The 20,365-nt window shown below is 62.3% G+C and carries 10 protein-coding genes and 1 pseudogene; 5 read left to right on the forward strand and 6 right to left on the reverse strand.

Annotation, left to right across the window (positions count from 1 at the left end):
• Positions 1–26: 26 nt before the first annotated feature.
• Together ACVWZ8_RS02750 and ACVWZ8_RS02755 are read right to left on the reverse strand one after the other, a co-directional pair.
• Entirely contained in the window at positions 27–254 is a 228-nt protein-coding gene (locus ACVWZ8_RS02750; protein WP_456503712.1) for a matrixin family metalloprotease, read from the reverse strand.
• A gap of 880 nt (positions 255–1,134) precedes the next feature.
• Positions 1,135–1,356, reverse strand: a pseudogene (locus ACVWZ8_RS02755) (hypothetical protein); the annotation flags it as partial.
• 12 nt (positions 1,357–1,368) lie between these two features.
• On the opposite strand from ACVWZ8_RS02755, the gene ACVWZ8_RS02760 reads away from it, so the two are divergent.
• Together ACVWZ8_RS02760 and ACVWZ8_RS02765 are read left to right on the forward strand one after the other, a co-directional pair.
• Positions 1,369–2,010, forward strand: coding sequence for a DUF6308 family protein (locus ACVWZ8_RS02760; protein WP_456503713.1), 642 nt, complete (start codon positions 1,369–1,371; stop codon positions 2,008–2,010).
• A 132-nt stretch (positions 2,011–2,142) separates the two neighbouring features.
• Positions 2,143–3,420: a hypothetical protein gene (locus ACVWZ8_RS02765; protein WP_456503714.1), complete on the forward strand. Its 1,278-nt coding sequence runs from the start codon at positions 2,143–2,145 to the stop codon at positions 3,418–3,420.
• Positions 3,421–3,502: 82 nt separating this feature from the next.
• On the opposite strand, the gene ACVWZ8_RS02770 is transcribed toward ACVWZ8_RS02765, so the two are convergent.
• The 3 genes from ACVWZ8_RS02770 to ACVWZ8_RS02780 form a co-directional block, all read right to left on the reverse strand.
• On the reverse strand, positions 3,503–6,658 hold the full coding sequence (locus tag ACVWZ8_RS02770; protein WP_426939284.1) for a DUF3427 domain-containing protein: 3,156 nt from the start codon (positions 6,656–6,658) through the stop codon (positions 3,503–3,505).
• 90 nt (positions 6,659–6,748) lie between these two features.
• Positions 6,749–12,097 (reverse strand): DEAD/DEAH box helicase, encoded by a 5,349-nt coding sequence (locus ACVWZ8_RS02775; protein ID WP_426939283.1) that lies wholly within the window; start codon positions 12,095–12,097, stop codon positions 6,749–6,751.
• The gene (locus ACVWZ8_RS02780) at positions 12,094–15,156 is read right to left on the reverse strand and encodes a hypothetical protein (protein ID WP_426939282.1); all 3,063 of its coding nucleotides are present in this window, start codon (positions 15,154–15,156) and stop codon (positions 12,094–12,096) included. Before ACVWZ8_RS02780 ends, ACVWZ8_RS02775 begins: the two co-directional genes overlap by 4 nt.
• Positions 15,157–15,404: 248 nt before the next feature.
• Between ACVWZ8_RS02780 and ACVWZ8_RS02785 the strand changes: the two genes are divergently transcribed.
• Positions 15,405–16,985 (forward strand): SIR2 family protein, encoded by a 1,581-nt coding sequence (locus tag ACVWZ8_RS02785; RefSeq protein WP_426939281.1) that lies wholly within the window; start codon positions 15,405–15,407, stop codon positions 16,983–16,985.
• Positions 16,986–17,098: 113 nt separating this feature from the next.
• On the opposite strand, the gene ACVWZ8_RS02790 is transcribed toward ACVWZ8_RS02785, so the two are convergent.
• Positions 17,099–17,767: an NUDIX hydrolase gene (locus tag ACVWZ8_RS02790; protein WP_426939280.1), complete on the reverse strand. Its 669-nt coding sequence runs from the start codon at positions 17,765–17,767 to the stop codon at positions 17,099–17,101.
• Positions 17,768–17,860: 93 nt separating this feature from the next.
• On the opposite strand from ACVWZ8_RS02790, the gene ACVWZ8_RS02795 reads away from it, so the two are divergent.
• A complete protein-coding gene (locus tag ACVWZ8_RS02795) occupies positions 17,861–18,820 on the forward strand; it encodes an ARPP-1 family domain-containing protein (protein WP_426939279.1) in 960 nt (319 codons plus the stop codon).
• Positions 18,817–20,361: an ADP-ribosylglycohydrolase family protein gene (locus ACVWZ8_RS02800; RefSeq protein ID WP_426939278.1), complete on the forward strand. Its 1,545-nt coding sequence runs from the start codon at positions 18,817–18,819 to the stop codon at positions 20,359–20,361. Before ACVWZ8_RS02795 ends, ACVWZ8_RS02800 begins: the two co-directional genes overlap by 4 nt.
• Positions 20,362–20,365 lie beyond the last annotated feature (4 nt).

The raw sequence follows: 20,365 nt of genomic DNA on the forward strand, positions 1-20,365 counted from the left end.
CGTGCTTTTCGGTGGGTCAGGTCTGGTCAAAGTTCCGGGATGCACGCCCCGCTACCCAGTACAGCCAAGCCAGCGCGGTCGCCGTCTGCAAAAGCGGTGATCCCGGTGTTGTCCGCATTCATTAGCTGCTTCGAATCATCGACGTGGTCAAGTCCAACGACATGGCCCAGTTCGTGCATGATCACCGCGCGAACTAGTAGCGGCCCGTCCGGGCGCTGCATGATCTCTTCAAGAGCCGGGGCATCCAGTGCCACCTGTCCAGTAACCAGAGCCAAGGGACGCCCAGAGGCCCCGGCGTGCCCGCTTCCCCCGAACCCGGCAACTTTGCCTTCCAGCTGCGGACTTTCAATAGGAGTGGACCACGAAATCAGGACCGGCGCCCACCGATTGCCGTAGCGGTCAGCCTGGTACGCCTTGCGCTGCTCACTGGGGCCCTCAGAGGTCGGTCCGTCGTTCACGAACCGCAACCCTGTTGCAGCTGAAACTTCTGCCACTGCCTGATGAATCAGCTGTTCCCCGCCGATTGGCGCGTTGTCAGGTCTGACGACGTAGTGGACGGGACGGCAGGGGTCGTAGGCCACGAAGGGTTGGGCGGGATCCGGAGAGGGTTGCAGGACGTATGCGCTGGACGGGGACGTTACGGGTGGATGACCGAGAGGGGAATCCGCCGCCTCGACCCCCGGCGGAGGCATGGCAGCCCCGGGGAGGTACGGCCGGAAAGGCTGCAGAACGAATCGCTCAAACAGGGTAGGGCTGAAATACAGGCCCACGAGGAGAGCAATGCCCAAGACGGCCGGAGTGGACTTCCTTTTCAGGCGACGGGTTCCTGAGCCGCCTTTCAGGCGCCGGCTACCTACCGTTTCCCCGCCCGTTCTCTCGGAGGAGTCTGTGCGCCAGGCAGCAGGCTCCTGCAACTTTCCGAGCGCTTCGTCGATAGCCCACTGCGGGATACGCCCACTCGGCGAACGGCGAACACCGGCCGGCCAGTCGCCACCGGTCTTGCTAATGTGGTTTGAATTCAAACCGTCCCGGCGTCCATTACTCGAATGCAACTTCGTCCCCCTCGATGCCCAAGACCATCCCCTTATGGTGACCCCAGCATAAGGGGATTGAGGCCCCCGTCTTGTCGTTAAGTCACTGGGCCACCGTGGCGGCCGTCGCAAATACATCCGCCGGCATCGGCCGGTGCAGCTTCCAGGTGATCGCAATCGGCTTCTCCCCCGTGTGCTGCACATAGTCCACCTGGCCGAGGCACGTATACGGAACGGTCGGCCCCGTCTCATCCTCTGACGTGTCGCGGGTGAAGATCAGGACCCTCGAACCATGCGCGTCCCGGTCGAGGTACCGCCTGCCCGTAGGCTAAGCCCCATGACGACATTAAAGGTTGGCGGGGCAACGATCGGACTTGACGAAGCAAAGGCCTGGGCAAAGAAATATCTGGTCGAAAGGCCAGGAACTTCGGCTTACCCGGCCTACGACGAATATCCAGGTACTCCAGGCGACGCGGTTGGCCGTCAGGACCTCCTGGCTATTGCTCTACTTAACGTATCCAATAACCCGATCCCCGTGTACTACGGGCTTGAAGGGCTTCTGGAGCTCATGAACGAGCGACTAAACAATCCGGCGATCAGCGGCGAACTGGCCCTAGCAAGCTCCGAAACGCTTGACGCGATTGTGCACCTGTTCGGAATCCTCGAAGAGAAACCGACAAAACACGTCCAGCTAACCACGCTGTCGAAGGTCCTGCACCGTAAGCGACCAGAACTCCTCCCGTTGTTCGACGGAAACATTCGTTACTGCTACAGCGAGTGTGACGGCGCCCCAGTCCCTTACGAAAAGACTAGGAGTTACGCGGGCTACCGGCGCGCATGGCTCACCGCCCTCCAAAATGACTTAACGACGCAGTTTCCTCATTGGGAGGAAATCGCTGCGATCGCTCCGGGGCCGAAAATCACCCCTTTACGTGCGCTGGACATTATCGGCTGGGAACTGGGAGACCGAAGAAGGTAACTCTGTCGGCGAAGTATGGGACACTCCTGAGGCTCTACGGTCGGCGCCGGATGGAGGATGTGCCACGCTCCATTCAGCTGTCTCTGCACATGACTCGGCGGCCAGTGCAACTTCCAGAATGAGGAGAAGATTGTGGCAACATTCTTTGGACGATACTCGGAGTCGGAACTCCGAACGGCCAAGTCGAAAGCCCTCGACGAAGCGGTTGACTTGGGTCGGACCGGTTTGAGACGAAAGTACGGCTTTGGCCCCTCAAGTAAGTTCGTCGCAGTCGCTGCCGGGCACCACTTCGACAGCAAAGCTTTGTCGGCTGCCGTGGCGGCGCATCTGATGCCGCCGCTTGAACTCACGTCTGATAACTCGTCAGGCGGGGTAGCGACGACGCGCGTACTTGATGGTTGTGGCGTCCCTTGGATCGATACCGACCACCTGAAAAACAGTGGACATGGCCACGTTGAACCCGACGCCGAGGGCGCGCCCTCTTCGGCTCACGACTCACGGGGCTATTGGTGGGTCAGCCAGGGAGAAAACTACTCCACCGCCATCCAACAAGGCTCGCTTTGGGCGCCACACCTGCGCATAGACGGGAAACCTGGACACGAGGATTGGCAGTCGATACACCGTATGCTGCCGGGGGATGTGGTCTTTCATTACGCCGCTCAGCAGTTCAAGGCCATTTCACTGGTTGTTGCAGCGGGAGTCGAAGCCGATCGTCCGCCGGGGTACACCGGACATTTGCATGGCACGCTGGTACTCGTTGAGCCCTGCATTGTTGATATGGAAGTGCGTCTCGACGTCCTCAAGACGGTCTTTCCTCCGGGTGTGGGCCCCATGAACAGGACCGGGAATCCGGGCAGGGTCTATATAGCCGCAATCCCGCCCGCGGTAGGTGAGCCTTTGGCGCGCTATCTCAGTGCCGGGTCTCTGCCGATGCAGCAGTCTCGAGTACAAGTGGCTGAGTCCAAGGGTGAGCGAGATACCAGCCAGCAATTAGACTTGGCGACCACTGACATAGCCGGGTCAATGTTCCGACGTGCGGAACAACGCTACCTCAGAGAGGCACTGCTCGCCCGCTACGGCAATCAATGCGCTCTCTGTGGGCGGTTTCTCCCCATGAACCTGCTAATCGCCGCCCACATCAAGCTTCGTTCCGAATCGAGCGAAGCAGATCGGCTCAATTTTGATGCGGCGGCCATGCTCGCCTGTTCCTTGGGGTGCGATGCACTGTTCGAACAGGGGTATCTCACTGTGGATGACGGCGGCCTCGTTCGGACTACGCCCACGGATGACCCCGAGTTGCTGCGGGTGCTGGACAAGCTTGGAGGTTTCCACTGTCTGGAATTTTCAGAGGCAACCACGGAGAATTTCGAGTTTCATCGTCAAAGCCATAACGACGGCACCAGATTGTGACGGTTAGCGGCCTACGTCGCACAGCGCGTGCACATCGGTGGTCAAACCAACTTTCCGAACCCTTCTAGGGGCGGACCATCGCCTACTGGGCCACCGCGGCCGCAGTCGCGAACACATCAGCCGGCATCGGACGGTGAAGCTTCCAGGTGATCGCGATCGGCTTCTCCCCCGCGTGCTGCACATAGTCCACCTGGCCGAGGCATGTGTACGGAACAGTCAGCCCGGTCTCGTCCTCTGATGTGTCGCGCGTGAAGATCAGGACCTTCGAGCCGTGCGCTGCCCGGTTCAGGTACCGCCTGCCCGTCGGACTTCCGGGCGACGTCGCATTCTGAGACTCCCAGTGGAACAGCTCAGGGCTGATGGCATAGTCCTTGTACATCGTCGTCGCCGAGTGCTTCTTGTCGTCCTTGTTGAGCGTGACGAAGAAGGCATCCGTGGACGTCGCCGGGCACCAGGCAACGCCCTCGCGGTGCTGTACGTTCTTGCCAAGCTCCAGCGACCCGTATTGGAGCGCCGCCAGAATCTCCTCGCGCCGGTAGGTCGCGTGCGACAGCAGCGGAACGTGCTGCAGTCCCGCACCGAGGCCCTTGGCGGCATGCTTGGACGCGACCACTCCGAGCTTCACGATCTGCCGGATCTCGCCGCAGACAAACTGGTAGCCGCGCAGATAGTCCAGGCCGGCGTCGTACGACGGGAACCCGCCGCCGTCGTCCCATATCGTGTAGAAGAGCATGCGGGCGAACGTCTGCTCCCGCATGCCGAGTTCTGCGAAGCGGGGCGCGTCGGCGCCGACGAGCATCGAATACGCCTCGGCGCGTTCCGGATCGTCCACGTGGATCAGCGCTGCCATCCGGCCGAGGAGCCTCTTCTCATCGGCGTGGGAGAGCTCCTGGATCCTGCCGCTGAGCACCTTCTCCAACGGCGAGAACCCCTCGATCAGCCCGGCCTGGCGCAGGTAGCCGGTCCACGAATCCCTGGTGGAACGGTAAATCGACTTCACGTCGTTCCCGGACCGCTCCAGATAGGCCTCCAGCTCCGTCTCCGCGTGCGAGGCGATGTCCCGGACCAGCTGGGCCCGGTTAAACCGCAGCTGGGCCCTGATGTTGTCCAGCACAACTTTTTGCGCCACCCGGTCCAGCACGATCTGCGAGCCCGACGGCAGGTACGGGAACTCGTCCTCGACAGCTTTTTCCAGCTCCTTGCGCCCGTAGCCGGTGAGCGCCCGGTAGCGCAGGTCGAAGCGGAACTCCCGGTGCTGCTGGCCGATGAAGTCCATGACGGTCAGCACCGCCTTGCCCTCGGCGCGGCGCAGCCCTCGCCCCAGTTGCTGGAGGAAGATCGTGGCGCTCTGCGTGGGCCGGAGCATCAGGATGGTGTCCACCTGCGGCAGGTCCAGGCCCTCGTTGAAGAGGTCGACGGCGAAGATGCAGTTGATCTTGCGTGCGGCGAGACGCTTCAGCGCCGCCGCGCGGTCGGCGTCGTCGGTGCTGCCGTCGACCGCGACGGAGGCGATGCCGGCGCGGTTGAAGACCTCCGCCATGTAGTGGGCGTGCTGGACCGAGACGCAGAAGCCGATGGCCCGCATCTGTTCGGTGCTGGTGACCTTGTCCCGGAGTTCGCGGATCACCTTAGCGGCGCGGGCGTCGTTGCCGGTGTAGAGGGTGTTCAGCTGCGCGGTGTCGTAGTTGCCGCGCTTCCATTCCAGCTGGCTGAGGTCGACGTCGTCCGAGACGCCGAAGTAGTGGAACGGCACCAGCAGATCCGCGTCCAGGGCGTCCCACAGGCGCAGTTCGCTGGCGGTGCGGCCGTCGAAGAACTGCTGGGCGACGTCGACACCGTCACCGCGTTCCGGCGTCGCGGTCAGCCCGAGGAGCTGCTGCGGCTGCAGGTGGTCCAGCAGCCGGCGGTAGGTGGGCGCCATGGCGTGGTGGAATTCGTCGATGACGACGACGTCGAAGAAGTCGGGTTCCAGCTTGTCGATGCCGAGAGCGGACAGCGACTGGACGGAGGCGAAGATGTGCTTCCACTGCCGGGGTTTGTGCTCGCCGACGTAGAGTTCGCCGAAGGCGCCGTCCTGCATGACGTCGCGGTAGGTGCGCATGGCCTGCTTAAGGATTTCCTGGCGGTGCGCGACGAACAGCAGCTTCAGGTCTTTGCCCGCTGCTTCGCAGAGAGACTTGTAGTCCAGCGCCGCAATGACGGTCTTGCCGGTACCGGTGGCCGCGACCAGGAGGTTGTGGTTGAAGCCTTTGAGCCGCTCGGCTTCGAGATCTTCGAGCATCTCCTCCTGGTGGAGGAAGGGTTGGAGCTCGAGGCCGGTGGCTGCCCCGGGGACGGCTGTTCGCCGGCCGCCGTTGCGTTCCAGAGCGGCGTCGAGCTTTTCGCCGTCGCGTTCGGGATCGTAGCTCTGGAAGGCGCGCTGCGCCCAGTAGCTGTCGAACGTGACCTCGAACTTCTGCAGCAGGGTGGGCGTGCCGACGGAGCTGAGCCGGACGTTCCATTCGAGGCCGTCCAGGAGGGCTGCCTGGCTGAGGTTGGAGCTGCCGACGTAGGCGGTGTCGAAGCCGGAGTTGCGGCGGAACAGCCAGGCCTTGGCGTGCAGGCGGGTGGCCTGGGTTTCGTAGTTGATCTTCACCTCGGCGCCGTAGCGGTTGACGAGTTCGTCGATGGCGCGGCGTTCCGTGGCGCCCATGTAGGTGGTGGTGATGACCCGGAGTTTGGCGCCGCGCTCCTTGAGCTGCTGCAGCGCTGGTTCGAGGAGTCTTAGCCCGGTCCAGCGGACAAACGCGCAGAGCAGGTCTACAGTGTTAGCCGATTCGATCTCGGTCCTGAGTTCCGCGGCGAGGTTGGGATCGTCTTTGCTGTTGGTGAGCAGCGCCGAATCGCTGAGTTTGGTGCTGGGGCGGCGCAGGCTGCGGCGCTTGAGCGTGTCCGGGCGGTGGAGGGACTGGAGTTGGGTGGGACCGGGGGTGATGCGGTCTTCCGTGTCCAATTGCTGGAGCAGCTTGTTCGCCAGGGCGACGCGTTCGGTGGGCTTGGCTGAGGCCAGGGCTTTCCGGACGGCGTCCCCGACGTGGCGGGAGAGGATGTCCGGGGAGTCTTCGTCGTCGATGTCCGCGAAGACCGGCTGAAGTTCTGCCTGATGATTCAGCTCTTCGCCCAGCGCGTCCGTGTTGAGAAGTTCGTACAAGCCCTCGGGCAGCCGCTCCGCCGCCCCTCCCCCAATGAAATTAGTCACTGCGCCAGGGTACTAGTCGTCACCGACAACCACGCGCATTCTGTCGGCTTACCCAGGGCACAGCAGAGGGCAAGCCGACGGAACGCCCACTCAGATAACAGCTGCTTCGCCCTCCAACGCCGATACGAGCACAGGAAGTGCCCGCCTGTCGAACTCGAAATGATCGCTGATTGAGAGTCGGTATCCGGGCAGCTCCAGTTTTGCCTCAGCGATGGCGGTTTCTCGTCGTACATCTGAGTTGGCAGTGCCTCCCCGGAACCACAGAGGATGCCCCACAACCACCCCAACTTTCTCATCCGGCAATAGCACGACCGGGACATCCATGGATCCAGCCACCACGACCTCGCAGCCAGCATCGATGGACTGCGCCGCCGACTGGAGCTCCAGCTTGCGGTCGAACCATCTGGAGAGTCTCAGCTCGTCGCCCGCGCACAAATCGAGCATGTCGAGCGCCAGTCTCCAGTCGAGAACGCCATGGAGACGTTGGTTGTCCCAGGACCTCAGACAGTCGGGACAAGAGGTGGAACACGCGGCGTGGCTGTTGGCTTCGAACATGTTCCTCAAAGTCTCACGGGTGGAGTGCAACAAGGCTTTGAAGTTGGCCGGCTTGGCAATCTCCACGGCATATCCCGCCCCGTTGTCCAGGCTGTCGGCCAGGAAGACCCTGGCCGTCGGCTCGCCGGCTGTCGTGAGGTGCTGAAGGCCCGCCTGTATCTCCTGTGGATCGATGTCCAGCTGCGCTTTCACGCCAGCACGCATCACTTCCGCCAGCGACCACAGTGCAGACATTCCTGCCGGCAGTACTCCGGAAGATGTGGGAAGGCCGCCGGTTGGCGTCTTCAGCCGGGTGAACGCGACAGTCACGGCATCGGTTGTGCGAATTTCTCCGATGGCACTCTTTCCGATGTCGATCCCTGTCGTCGGCATGTCCTTCCAACCCCGCGGATAGATGGCCTTATCGGCGGCCACAACGGACCCGTCGCCCTGACGCTTTAGGTCGAATAGCCTCCCTCTGTTGTCGTTGTATTGCAGCAACTTGCCCTGCTCATACAGGCGGACGTCCACGCCGAGTACTTCTTCCCGGGCCGTTTCCTTCTGGGCAGAAACGAACGTTGGCAGGCTCTTGGACTGTGCTCGCGAGCCGTCGATACGGTAGGGACGCGGTTTGTAGGTCGTTCTGAATCCTCGCGGCTCAAACATTGAGAACCGAACCACTTCACGGCCGCAATTCTCACAGACGTCACCGACTTTCCGGTCGATAAAGGTCGTGGCGCATTCCGGACACGAGACGACTTCGTGGGCCGCTCCCATGGGGTCGGCTGGGGACCATGATCTGCCGGTCTTCTCGTAGTGGGCAAAGCCTGCCGCCGTGTGAACGAGACCGTCCCTGACAATTTCCGCGCCCGGCGCGTAGTTTGTAACAGCCATTGCCAGGGGACGGTCAGCTACAACATTGTTGTCCAGTACCCTGCCCATCACCTGGCCGTCGTAGAGATTGCGGACTCTCGTGGGGAATCCGAAGAGGGGAAGCAGCCCACCCAGGGCCAAGACCAGACTAAGTTCCTCCTCGCTTCGTTCCGGCGACCCAATTATGCGATCAACCTCTGCGACGAGTTCGACGCGGGCCCAACGCTCGATCTCCAGGACCTGTGCGTCGCTAAGCCTCGTGTATCGGCTCAGCTGCCGCACGACGTCGCGCACGGTCGGGTGCGAGTCAAGCCAGTTAGCGACCCCGGGCCTGTAGCTAGGCCAGGAATCTACCTTTCCGAATGATCCATGCAGGCTCTCAGGAGTCCATTCTGGCTTCTCTGCCAACGATGAGAAGGCCCGCTTGAGCAGCTCGGATGCGGCGACGCGCTGCACGATTCGAGGTCGTCCCAGGTCAAGGAACGGCTGTGGCGGAAGATCGCCCGTCATACGATAAGCATTGTTGAAGTAATACTCATCGTGGGCAGAGTCGCGGCACGATGTGATGGCGAATGAGAACGCCTGCCCCGCGCGGCCAGCGCGGCCGACTCGCTGCTGATAGTTGAACCGCTGGGGCGGCATGTTAGCCATAAGAGTTGCGTTGAGCGCTCCGATGTCCACGCCGACCTCCATGGTCGTAGTCACACTTAGAACATCGAGCTGGCAGGTGCGTGGGTTCTCCTTGGGCGCTGGCAGCTGGATGCCCTTGAACCAGCGCTGGCGCTTACGCTGTTCGCTGGCAGGCTTAGTCTGTGCTGTCAGCTCGGCGACTGCTATTCGCCTCAGGTCCTGGCTCGCAAGCCACCCATAGTAATCGCCACCGCCCGCGAGCCGTTCGCGTTGTGACAAAGCGGTGGAGTCGCAGCCCTTGTTGGCGCAGACTCCCGCAGAGCCTTGTAGATGGACAAAACCACAACGGTCGCAAGTCCACACTCGGCCCGATGGAGGGGCAAAGCGGATGTGGTTCGTCGAACCGTGAATTTTTAGAATCCAACCGTCGTGTGTCAGGCCCTGGCTCTTAAGCACGCCAAATGCCCATGCCTCGAGTGTCCCGACGTCGACGCCATGCAGGAGCGAAACTCGTTTGAGGTAGTCTTTCACCGCGGTCGGCGTTTTGATCCCGTCCGACCCGGCAGCGAAGGACCCTTCATAGTTGAGGTCGAGACCCAACAAGCGCACGCAGCTTGCCGCAACTTCGCTTGCGAGTTCGTCGCTCAGACCGGACCCGGACCCTGAGACTTCTGCACGGACCCAGGCAAGTCCGGTCGATTCAACGTCGCGCCGGCCGGAGTCGAAGACTTGCCGTGCCAACTCCATGTCCAGCATGTTTCCAAGCTTCTCTTGCGCGACGGCAGAGGAGGCTGCATCGGCCTTGGTCCAGAGTCCCGGCTCCGGCGGCGCGTAAAACGTGTACCAAGGCTCCTTGTTGAAGTTCTGTGCAAAGGGCGACGGGCCGCCCGGGCTGATCCCCAAGTCAATCATCTGGGTTTCGATCCGAACCCGGAGGTCCGTCCATGCAATGGATTCGGAACCCGTTGAGTTGAGCGCTGACAACAATTCATTGTCCATGGGTGTGGCGACGCCCGCCGTTTCGCGCATGACAGCCATAAGGGCGCCGGGGTTGGTCTGCAGTAAGTGTTGTGCTTGGGCGAGTTCAGCAGGCTTCAGAACTGATTGGTCGGAGGTGAAGCGTCGAAGGATGTCAACGATATCTGTGGCCGCCGCATCGGAGAGGCCCCTTCGGAGCATCTGCACCAAGATGTCGCTATATTGCCGGGTGGCCAATGAAGCGGCAGTCCGCGCCGCGGAATCTCGGTTGTCTGTAAACACTATGGTTCGGTAGTCCTCCGGACGCTCACCGAGTGTCCGAGGCAGCTGACGGAGATATACCGAAGTCGTCTGAGCAGGCGACGTAGCGTGGCCTTGAAGGGGGGAGGCGACTTGGCCCTGAACAAATTCAGCCGTCTGGCGACCCTGTTGTCCGCATTGGGGACACCTACCGGGGATGGCAGGCGTCGCAGTGGCGTCGCCTTTGCCGCTGATCTGCAGCACCCAGCCGTTTGCGCCCTCAGGAGCCCCTACTTCGACGCGTCCGCTGGTATCCAAACTTGCCCGGACCCAGGCAACGTCGAAACTCTGACTTGACCATTTGCCACCCGCACCAACCGGCGGCTGGTTGCCGACAGCCGGCCAAAACCACCGATATATGCCCCGGTTTCGACGGGTAACCAATCCGGGGGCGTCCGACAAGATACCGGCCGGCGTTGCGCTCAGGCTCTCCGTTCCGTCGCTAAACGGCAAGACATAGCCACCCAAGCTGGTGTCACCGCACTCGCCACACAGGATCAGTTCCAGGACTCGGCTGCCGCAGTCGTCGCAGACTGATACGGGTTGCCCGAAGAGCTTGCCGACGTTTCGGTCTTGGTCGCGTCGGTCCGGAGACACACCCGCACACTGGGCGCTACTGCAGGCCCATAATCCGGAAAGGACGCGGGCAAATATGTGGCCACGCAGCGGGATGCCAACGTGTTCGCCGAGTGCAACAGCTTGGAATGCTGATTGCAGTGCAGTCAATTCAAGATCGTCGCTGCCGAACAACCGTTGAGAAATGGTTTGTAGGAACTGCGCGCGGTACCTGCCGTCCGCTTTCTCAAAGCAGGCCGCCGCGATTGCCTCCGACAATTCCGCAGATCGATTCACTAGTGTCCCCGCCTCGTGCTCTGCCAGCACTTGATCCCGACTGATCGGTAGTGGGCTCACAATTTCGCGGGATAGGCCTGCGGTGACTACGAAGCTGTTCTTCGAAGCTCCGAAGAACTCCTCCAGAAAGTTCAAGCCTTCATCATCCTGATTCAGCGATGCGCTGGCCGCGATGATGCGCAGCTGTGGGCTGTCCGGTTCGAGGCCAAGCCGGCTCATAAGCCTTCTCAAAAGTAGTGCAACTTCGCTGCCGGCGGAACCTCGGTAAGAGTGGAGTTCGTCCACTGCCAACGTGAACACGTGCTCCGGGGATTGAGCAAGCCATTCGCGCGTCTGCCGAAAGAGCGGCGCTTCGAAGTCCCGCATAAGGATGGCGTTGATCATTGCAAAGTTTGAAACCATAACGTCGGGTGGGTCTTGAACCATGTCCCAACGCGTGACCATCTCGTGAACCCTTGGGTCGGTAAATAGCGACAGATCGCTCTCGCCGACTGTCCCCGCAGTGACAAGGCTTTGGTACTCGTCGGCCATTTCGCGAAGTTCTTGAATGACCCGTGAAACGGACCCCGATTTTGCGGACGGTTTTGGTAGTACATTGTTTCCGGGCGTTGCACCCGTGTACCTGCCGAACCAGAGCCGCGCCTCGGGTCGCGTCTCGGAAATCCTCCGGAAGGCCAGTCGGAGACGGGTTAGCTGGTCTTCCACTAGGGCGTTCGTGGGGTACAAGATCATGGCGCGGACCGCTGCCTTGCGAGTTTCGTTCTTCCGCATCGGACTGAACGAGTCCCCAGTCCACCACGTGTTGACCGGCCCGGGTCTACTCCACTCCTCCGACTCCTCCACCAGCCGAAGCAGGATTGGCAGCAGGATCGCTTCAGTCTTCCCGGATCCAGTACCCGAGGTAAGGACGACGTTTCTTTTGCCGGCCTCACCAGCACCCCTATTCGTCAGGATGCTAGTTGCTTGATGGCGGCGAACTCCCATTCGCTCGCCGGGCTTTACGAATTGGCGGAAGAAGGCGTCGCCGACTACTCGTCCAACCGATTCCGAGTATCCAGCAGCTGTGGCTGTGTCGACGAGGTCGTCCGTTGTGGGATAGGGAATGACGGGCTCGACTAACGGTTCCTGAAATACCTGTCCTGCCGCAGCAAGAAGTTCATCACGGTCTGCTGCAAGCCCGGGGGATCGGAGGCGATAATTTGTCGAGAAGTATCGCGAAAAGGCTTCTTTGAGGTCGTCGCTTACGCTGATCGGGTTGGGATACTGAGTCATGACGTGAGCTTTCCAATAATCGCTTCTGCAGCGGCGGGAGGGACATTAAAGTAGGTGGTTGAACGGTCCGCCCGCTGTATTTGGGGCAATCCACCGTCGCCCATGACAGCTGCACGTCCGTATATGCCTGGAAGTTCGGCACCCACTGGCACTGACAAGGTGGCTTCCGCCGCGTCATAGGCAATCAGCGGGCGATTCGCCGAGAGCCCGGCCAGGTGCTTTCCCAATTCCACGGTTACCATCGCAGCGACACCGTCGGCGACGTCTTGAGCGCTACGGAAGAAGTACCGCGAACTGAAACTCCGAGACACCCGATAGAGCCCCGGCAGTCCAGCGGTTTCCGCCGTCATCCATGATGCAGACGGTGGGTTGAAGTACTCATATGATTCTGAGAAAGGCATGCCGCAGCGGACTAGCCCTTCACCAACGGAGGACAATGCAGGCAGCGCGCTGGATAGGGCCGTCGAAGCATTCGGCACTAAGTCGACCCCTAGCTCCTCAGCGATGGAGGCGATCTTGCCGTGCGGGATATTGTTGACGACGAGCAAGGACTGGCGGGTAGGGGCGTTGACTGAAATCGTGGCCCCAGCCGCCTCCAGGGCCTCAATCGCTTCGCCTTTGAGTTGTCTGTTCCAGAATCCTGTGAGAATCCAAGATCCATCCGCTAATTCACCAAAACAGGTCGCTGCGGATTCCCACCGAGTGACGTCGAGTTCGTCGTTGCGCTCCAACTCGATAATGCTCAGGGCCTCTAAATCGCGTAGAAGCTGATTCTCGAAAATAGCAGTGTCTTCGATCTGCCTCGCAAGAGTCGAGAATTCTCGACGTGACCCCGCGCCCAGGAAGAACAGGGAGTCGATGAGAGCGCTCCAGCTCGGTCCCGCGGCAGATAGCTCGGGCAGGGCATGCCGGGTCCGTCGGGTCGGGATCTTGTTGACGGGTGCCGACTTGCGCACTGAAGTCGGTTGTCGTTTACTCATACCGCATTGGGTGCAGACACCATACATCCAACTCGATTTTGGACGTTTTCCATCAAAAGCTGGGAAGTCGAAACGGTGATGCCCCGTCACGATGCAGGAGTTCTCCGGCGGTCCAGCCACAACAAGCAGCTGTCCGCTGAGACCCATCCGCCCGTTGCCGGCCCAATTCGGGCGGGAGGCTACAGGGCGGCTTCGGTATGGCACCGACGGGGCTGAGAGTGCCAACCCGTCGAGACCGGGAACGACTGCGTCTTCGCTGGCGACACACTTCATGGGCCAAACTGGATCTTCCAGGTCGTGGCAGAGAGACCTGAACCGCTCCGTTACGTCCGGGCTTGGCACCAACGAACTCCTCAGCTTCACAGCCAGGTTCTGGAGCGTTGTCTTTCCCCGGCGCAGTGACAAAGTGAAGTCCTTGCAGTCCCCCGGCAGCTCTTCCAGGTCAACCACTGCAGGAACAGCCAAGCCACGGTGAATGACACGCTCTTCTGTTTGGAGTGTTTCCGCGTTTCGCGTCAACAAGACGACGTCAACGGGCTCTTCGCTTTCGGAGGCGATCATGACCCGGATCGGGCTGAGCGCACTCCAGCGCGGCACGTGACCAGGGAGCTTGAGTCCCCCTGTGACGGTCATTTGTGTCGAAAGCCGCGGTTGGAATGCTGAGAGGTCGTTCGCCGTCACCAGTGCGGGCGCTGGTGCCCGCAACAGAATGACGTCCGTGAACACCGTCCAGCCTTGCGGAACGCCGCCAGTTCCCCCATGAGTTCGCGAGTATCCCGGCTGGGCCGCATCGTTGAGGATTTTCTCCACCGACGACACGAGCTGCGCTTCGTCCTTGACCAGAATTCGTGACAAAGCCGCAGCGTTTATTCGATCAGATTCGATATAGCCAGCGGAGAATGCGTCACGGGTCAGGATGACCACCTTCTTTGGAAAGCGCCGTAGAGCCTTGCCCGCCCCGACAACAATTCGCAAGTCACCGTTGATGGCCGAACCGGCATCGATCCCGACCGCCCGAAAATCAAATCCTGTCGAGCCGATTCCGAGGGCCTCCAGCGTGAACTCTCGGGCCGCACCGTTAAGTCCTTCAACATGGCAAGTCTCCCCGACGACTGACGAGCCACCGACCGTCAACCCGAATCGTAGTTCGGATCGAAGCATGACACGCCCATCCCTCAGGGTGAGGAGACAGCGTCCGGATGTCTGTCCAGGCGTCTTCGTACCTGCGCCGGTCAGGGCAGCACCTTCCCAAGTCGCAAACTCGGCCAAGGCGATTTCTACTATTCGACTCTTGAGTTCGGGTGAAACCCACATCTGGATGAGTGCAGCATTTGCCGAGGTCCTGGCAGAATTGATCCAGACGTCAATAGCCCCATACATGTCGGTGTGGGACACCGTCATTCCAGCGACGAAGCCCTGCTCTTCAAACATCTTTTTCAGGTTTCTTCGTTCACGGGCGCGCACCAGGGCTTGCGAAATGGGCAAGCCAACATAGCGGTGCATTAGCGCGTACGCGCTCGGCAGACCACGGTGGCCGTCCAGGTCCTCAAGCCAGAGGCTCAACGACTCCCAGTAAGCTTCACTGGATTTCGTGAAAGAAGTTCGAAATCTCCCCGATTCGTTGGCAGGTATACAGAGAAGTCCCTCCAGTGTGGAGTAATAGCTGGATTCGACAGCGCCTGTGTTCGTGTTGGCGCCGCCGATCCTTTCGGCGGCCAGTGAGAAGAGTGTAAGAAGCGCGATATGAGGCGGTGGGGGCACCTGCTCCGCATTCGCAAGTGCATCGCGCCTCCTGGCCAGCCACAGAGAGGTTACTCGATCAAACTCGGCGAAGGCGGCCCGGCCCGAATCTTTCCAGAAGAGCTTGGCCCTGATGGCGTTCGCCAACGAATCGTCAGCCTCATCGGCGTCCACTCCAACGTCGGAGCAAACACGCGCAAACGCCTCGTCGTCTTTGTCCAAGTAGACGAGCTCGCCCGCCCGATCCGCAGCGAAGAATCTGTGCGCCAACGCGGCATTCCACTCTTCGTAGCCCACACGGACTTCTAACTCGACATCGTTTGCCGCCAGTTCAACCATTTACACGTACCCCCAGTACAAAGGAACTCTTTCAGGTCAGGTTACTGGGCGGTACTGACAGTTACTGATTGGACGCGCAGAAGCCAGGCACGCAGCCATTCCAACTCGTGCAGCCGCTGAGATCAATACGTCTATGGCGTTAGTGCCCAGCGTGCATCAAGAATTGAACGGTGACCTTTGTGAGACGACACGTTATCTGCAGAAACGCAGCTGTTGATGTAGTGGATGACTGCTGATATACCGTCCCAATGACCAAAGGCCACGTTTTCGTCACCATGGGCGACTTGCTCAACTTCAAATCGGATGCTTGGCTTCTGCCAGTCGACCGGCGGGCTTCGCCCGGAGAACGCTGGAAAGAGAGGTTGCCGGGGCTGGCGGAGGCCTTAGAAATCAGCAGTCTCCAGGCGATAAAGAACGAATCGGTGTTCGCTTTGCCTCTTAATATCCGGGACAAAGAATCATCCATTCCGGTTCTCACGGCGGTTCCGATGGCAGGAATATCCCAGGCCGAACAGCTCCTACCGCGTTTCCGCGCGTTCCTCGAGGCCGCCACAGCTGCCACGACCGAGCGCCGTCGATCAACAGGAGAATCGGCGACCCGCCCAGTGTTGGCCGTGCCATTCTTCGGCACCGGGGGAGGTGGCGGAAACATCTATCGGGGCGAAATTCTCCGCGTTCTCCTTGGAGAGGCATACCGTCACACGGACGAGGCTGGGGTTGACGTCGTCTTTGTCTTCCAGGATCCTGCGGCGTTCGCTCTCGCGCAACAGCAACGGAGGGAGCGCCGGGGTGCGTGGTCATCCCTGGGTCCTTCTCTCCTCAACCAGGCGAAAGAATTGGCCGAGATCGCACGTGATGGCCGGTTAGTTCCATTCATGGGCGCTGGCGTCAGCATTAGCGCGGGAGCCCCAAGCTGGCGCCAGCTGCTGCAGAGTCTGGCCGGTGCCGCAGGCCTCGAATTATCCGAACAGGAGGCACTCGAGAAACTGAGTAATTTGGATCAGGCCGACGTCCTCCGATCCTTCTTCTCGGATAAGTTTCCCCGCGACAGCGATGCCAGGTTTGGCCAAGCAGTGGCCGCCGCCGTCGATGTTAAGAATTACGGCCTCGCACCGAGCCTCCTCGCCTGTCTCCCATCTGACGGAGCGATCACGCTCAACTACGACACCCTCTTCGAGACAGCATCGAAGGACGCAGGAAGTCCCCGGACTGTTATTCCCGGCGATCAGCCGGACGACCAGACGGCCGCAAGCAAGAGATGGCTCTTGAAGCTCCACGGGTCAGTCGATAAGCCAGAAACTATTGTCCTTACCAGAGACGATTACCTCGGCTACAGCGCCACACGGGAAGCGCTCTCCGCCCTGGTAAAGGCCCATCTCATAACTCATCACTTACTCTTCGTGGGCTTCGGACTAACCGACGACCACTTCCATGAGATTGTTCACGATGTTCGACGGGCGCTGCCAGCCAAAAAAGGAGGCGATCGATTCGGATCAGCCCTAATGCTGGAGCAGGATGGGATGCAGGAAAAGCTTTGGGGAAAGCACCTCAATTTGATCAATATGAAGAATCCGGATGCATCGGAGTTCGTTACCGACGAACCAGCCAGACGGCTTGAGATTTTCTTGGACGCACTCGTCGCGCACTCTTCAGACAGCCACTCATTCCTTTTGGCTCCGCACTATGGAGAGGGCCTCACGGAGGAAGAGTCGGGACTCAGGGATGCTTTGCTCAAAGTCGCCAGGGTCTCCGCTGCCGGCGAGGCCAGCAGTGTCACGCCGGTCGTCCATCGGATGCTTCGGGAGCTCGGATGGGAAGGTCCGACTTAAACGGTACAAACAGACGAGTAGCGGGTCCGGATGCTCGTTATTGTCACTCAGAACCTGCGCCCCGCCCGTACGCAGCGGCATCCTGCCTACGCACTCAGTCCAGCACTGGACGGTTACAGTCCCCGCACCCACAACCGCGACGGCCTCCCCCGCGTCCCGTCGGACATCTGCCCGGTCCCCTGCAGCCTCGGCTCCATAAACCGCCGGAACGTATCGCGCATCAACGTCGAAGCCGCCACCGCCTCGTGCAGGTCCCGCAGCTCCTTCAGCGTGAACGGCTCGGTCAGCAGCTCCCCCGGGTCCGGGGCCTCCGTGTAGGCAGCCCTCAGCCACTCCACGGCCTTCGCCACAATCTCCGAATGGCCGTACGGCAGCCCGGCGATCAGCTGAGGCTCCCCGGTCACGGAAGTCAGCCGGACGCCGTCGGACTTCAATGCCTCCTCCAACGCCGTCAGCGGCACCACATCCACGTGCGCCACTGACAACACCCAGCCGCGGTCGTCGCGCCCCGGCTCGTCAAAGACGTGCAGCTGGCGGGGCACCCGGCCGGAGATTCCGGCCTTCTCCCGCAGGCACCGCAACACCGCAACCGCGAGGGTCTCGCATTCGCGCAGGAAGGTGCCTGGCAGCGCCCAATTTCCATGCTGATCCGATTCCTGCCGCTTCACGAGCAGCACGCACACATCCCCGCCGGCAACGGTCAGCACCGCCGTGTCCACCGCCACCGAGGGACGCGGGTAGTCGAGCAGGGCTGCGGCAGGGCTGTTCTTGGAATCCTTCACATCACTATTTATCGCAGTCTTGCGCTAAAGATGCAAGCCGTGCATACTGAAGTCAATTAGCGCAGAAGTGCACTAAATCAAATGGAGGTCATCATGAAAATCCCACAGCTTCACGTCGGTGCCGGCAGCAGGCTCGGCCCGCTGAGCATCTTCCCCGTCTGGACCTCCGGGTCCGGCAACCTGGGCATCAGCACCGGCACCCACGCCGACGTCGCCGTTACCGAGCTCGCCAGCGGCCCCCAGGTGGCCCGGCTCACCGTGACCAACAACGGCCCGCATCCGGCCCTGCTGCTGGAGGGCGAGCTGCTCGAGGGCGGACAGCAGCACCGGACCTGCGCCCGCGACGTCGTCCTGGGCCCCGGCGAAACCCGCGACATCGACACCTTCTGCGTCGAGGCCGGCCGCTGGGAAGCCGGAAAGTCCAGCCACCGCCGGCAGGCGCGGCGCGCACCGCTGAACGTCTGGTCCGAGCTGGCCAACGGCCTCGACGGCCGGCGCGGCGGGGACCGGCAGGGGCGGATCTGGGAGCGGGTCAGCCGCTTCGATGCGGCCCGCGGCGCGTCGGTGACCGGCTCCCTGCTGGACCACCTGGACCTGTTCAGGAACAACGCGCACAACCGCTTCGACGCCGCCAATGCCCCCGCACCGCTGGAGGGCCAGCGCGGCGTCGTGCTCGGGCTGGGCACGCAGCCGCTCCTCCTGGAGGTCTTCGGCACCGGCACGCTGTTCCGCCGGCACTACCGACAGCTGATCGACTCCGCACTGCTGGACCTGGAGCTCCTCTCACCCCAGGCGCTGGCCTCCGGTCCCATGCCGGGCCAGCGGGCCCGTGACTTCGCCGCCCTGGTCCAGGCGCTGGACTTCGGAGCGTTCGACGGCGGCGTGGCTGCTGTCGAGGTCCGGAGCCACGGTGCGCTCCGGAGCCGCAATATCTCCCGCGCCGCCGGCCCGGTGTCCGCCGCGGGCATCGCCGTCGAACTTCCCACCCGCAGCCCCCAGCTGGCCCACCTGACCGGCTGGAACACCCACCACCCCCTGATGGAGCTGGCATGAAACTGACCCCCTTGCAGAACGACCGCGCGGCCGGCGTCCTCGTTGCCCTGGCCGCCGGCGACGCCCTCGGCGCCGGCTACGAGTTCGGCGCTCCGCTGCCGGACGGCGCCGAGGTCACTATGAAAGGCGGCGGGCCGTTCGGGTTCGCGCCGGCCGAGTGGACCGACGACACCTCCATGGCCGTCCCGATCGCGCAGGCATTGCTCGAGGCGGCGCCCGACGCCGGATCTTCCTCACCCGCCGCGCTCACCATGGTGGTCCGGGCCTGGACGGCGTGGGCGGCCGAGGCCAAGGACGTGGGCGCCCAGACCAGCGCCGTCATCGCGGCCGCCCGCCGGCTGGCCTCTGCGGCGGGCCGGAGCGAGGTGACTGCCGCCGACTTCAGCGCCGCGGCCGCGGACTTCCACGCCCGCACCGGCCGAAGCGCCGGGAACGGCTCGCTGATGCGCACCGCTCCGCTGGCGCTGGCCTATCTGGACCGGGATCCGGCTGAACTGATGGCCGAGGCCGGGGTGCTCAGCGCGCTGACCCACGCCGACCCGGACGCGCAGGAAGCTTGCGGCCTCTGGTGCGTCGCCATCCGGGAGGCGGTGCTGACCGGGCTGCTCGATGTGCGGGCCGGGCTGCCGCTGCTTCCTGCCGCGCGGGCAGGGCTGTGGCTGGAGCGGATCGAGGCGGCCGAGCGGTCCCGGCCGCGTGACTTCACCCATAACGGCTGGGGGGTCGAGGCATTCCAGGGCGCCTGGAGCGCCATCCACTTCGGTTTGTCGGCCTCCGGCCCGGCCCACCTGCGGGCAGCGCTGGAGGAGGCCGTCCGCGGCGGCCGGGACACCGACACCGTCGCCGCCATCGCCGGCGGGCTGCTCGGCGCCGCCTACGGCTACACCGCGGTGCCGTTCGAGTGGCGGCGGCGTCTGCACGGCTGGCCCGGACTCTTGGCGCGCGACCTCATGATGCTCGGCATGGAACTGGGCCGCGGCGTGGGCCGCCGGCCCGCAGCCTGGCCGCGCGCCGAACGCCAGGACTACAGCATGTGGGGCCGCACCGACGTCCTGGTCCAACACCCGTGCGACGACGGCGTCTGGCTGGGCGGCGTCGGATCCCTCTCGCAGGTTTCCGAGCTGGGGATCGACGCCGTGGTGTCGTTGTGCCGGCTGGGGACTTCCGACGTGCCCGGCGTGGCGCCGGAAGACCACGCCACGTTCTGGATCATCGACTCCCCTGCCTCTGAGGACAACGCCGACGCCGCGTACGTCCTGCGGGACGCGGCGGCCGCCGTCGAACGCTTCCGCGCGGAGGGCAAGACGGTGCTGCTGCACTGCGTCCGCGCCGAGTCCCGGACGCCCACTGTGGCGGCGCTGTACGGTGCACGTGTTGCTGGGGTTACCGCCTTGGTGGCACTGGAGGATGTGCGACGGGTACTGCCGGGAGCAAACCCGAATGCGTTGTTCCTTGGACTCCTGAAGGAAGCCGAAACAGCCGCAGCACTCCATGTTGATGGAGCCACGACCGGGGTTGCCCAAAATGTCCGATCCTACTGATAGG

This window comes from Arthrobacter sp. UYCu723 (assembly GCF_054059215.1).

Coding starts and splice junctions, on each gene's coding strand:
- ACVWZ8_RS02760 (WP_456503713.1), top strand. CDS start 1,369: ATGACGACATTAAAGGTTGGCGGGGCAACGATCGGACTTGACGAAGCA.
- ACVWZ8_RS02775 (WP_426939283.1), bottom strand. CDS start 12,097: ATGACTCAGTATCCCAACCCGATCAGCGTAAGCGACGACCTCAAAGAA.
- ACVWZ8_RS02780 (WP_426939282.1), bottom strand. CDS start 15,156: ATGGTTGAACTGGCGGCAAACGATGTCGAGTTAGAAGTCCGTGTGGGC.
- ACVWZ8_RS02785 (WP_426939281.1), top strand. CDS start 15,405: ATGACCAAAGGCCACGTTTTCGTCACCATGGGCGACTTGCTCAACTTC.
- ACVWZ8_RS02795 (WP_426939279.1), top strand. CDS start 17,861: ATGAAAATCCCACAGCTTCACGTCGGTGCCGGCAGCAGGCTCGGCCCG.
- ACVWZ8_RS02800 (WP_426939278.1), top strand. CDS start 18,817: ATGAAACTGACCCCCTTGCAGAACGACCGCGCGGCCGGCGTCCTCGTT.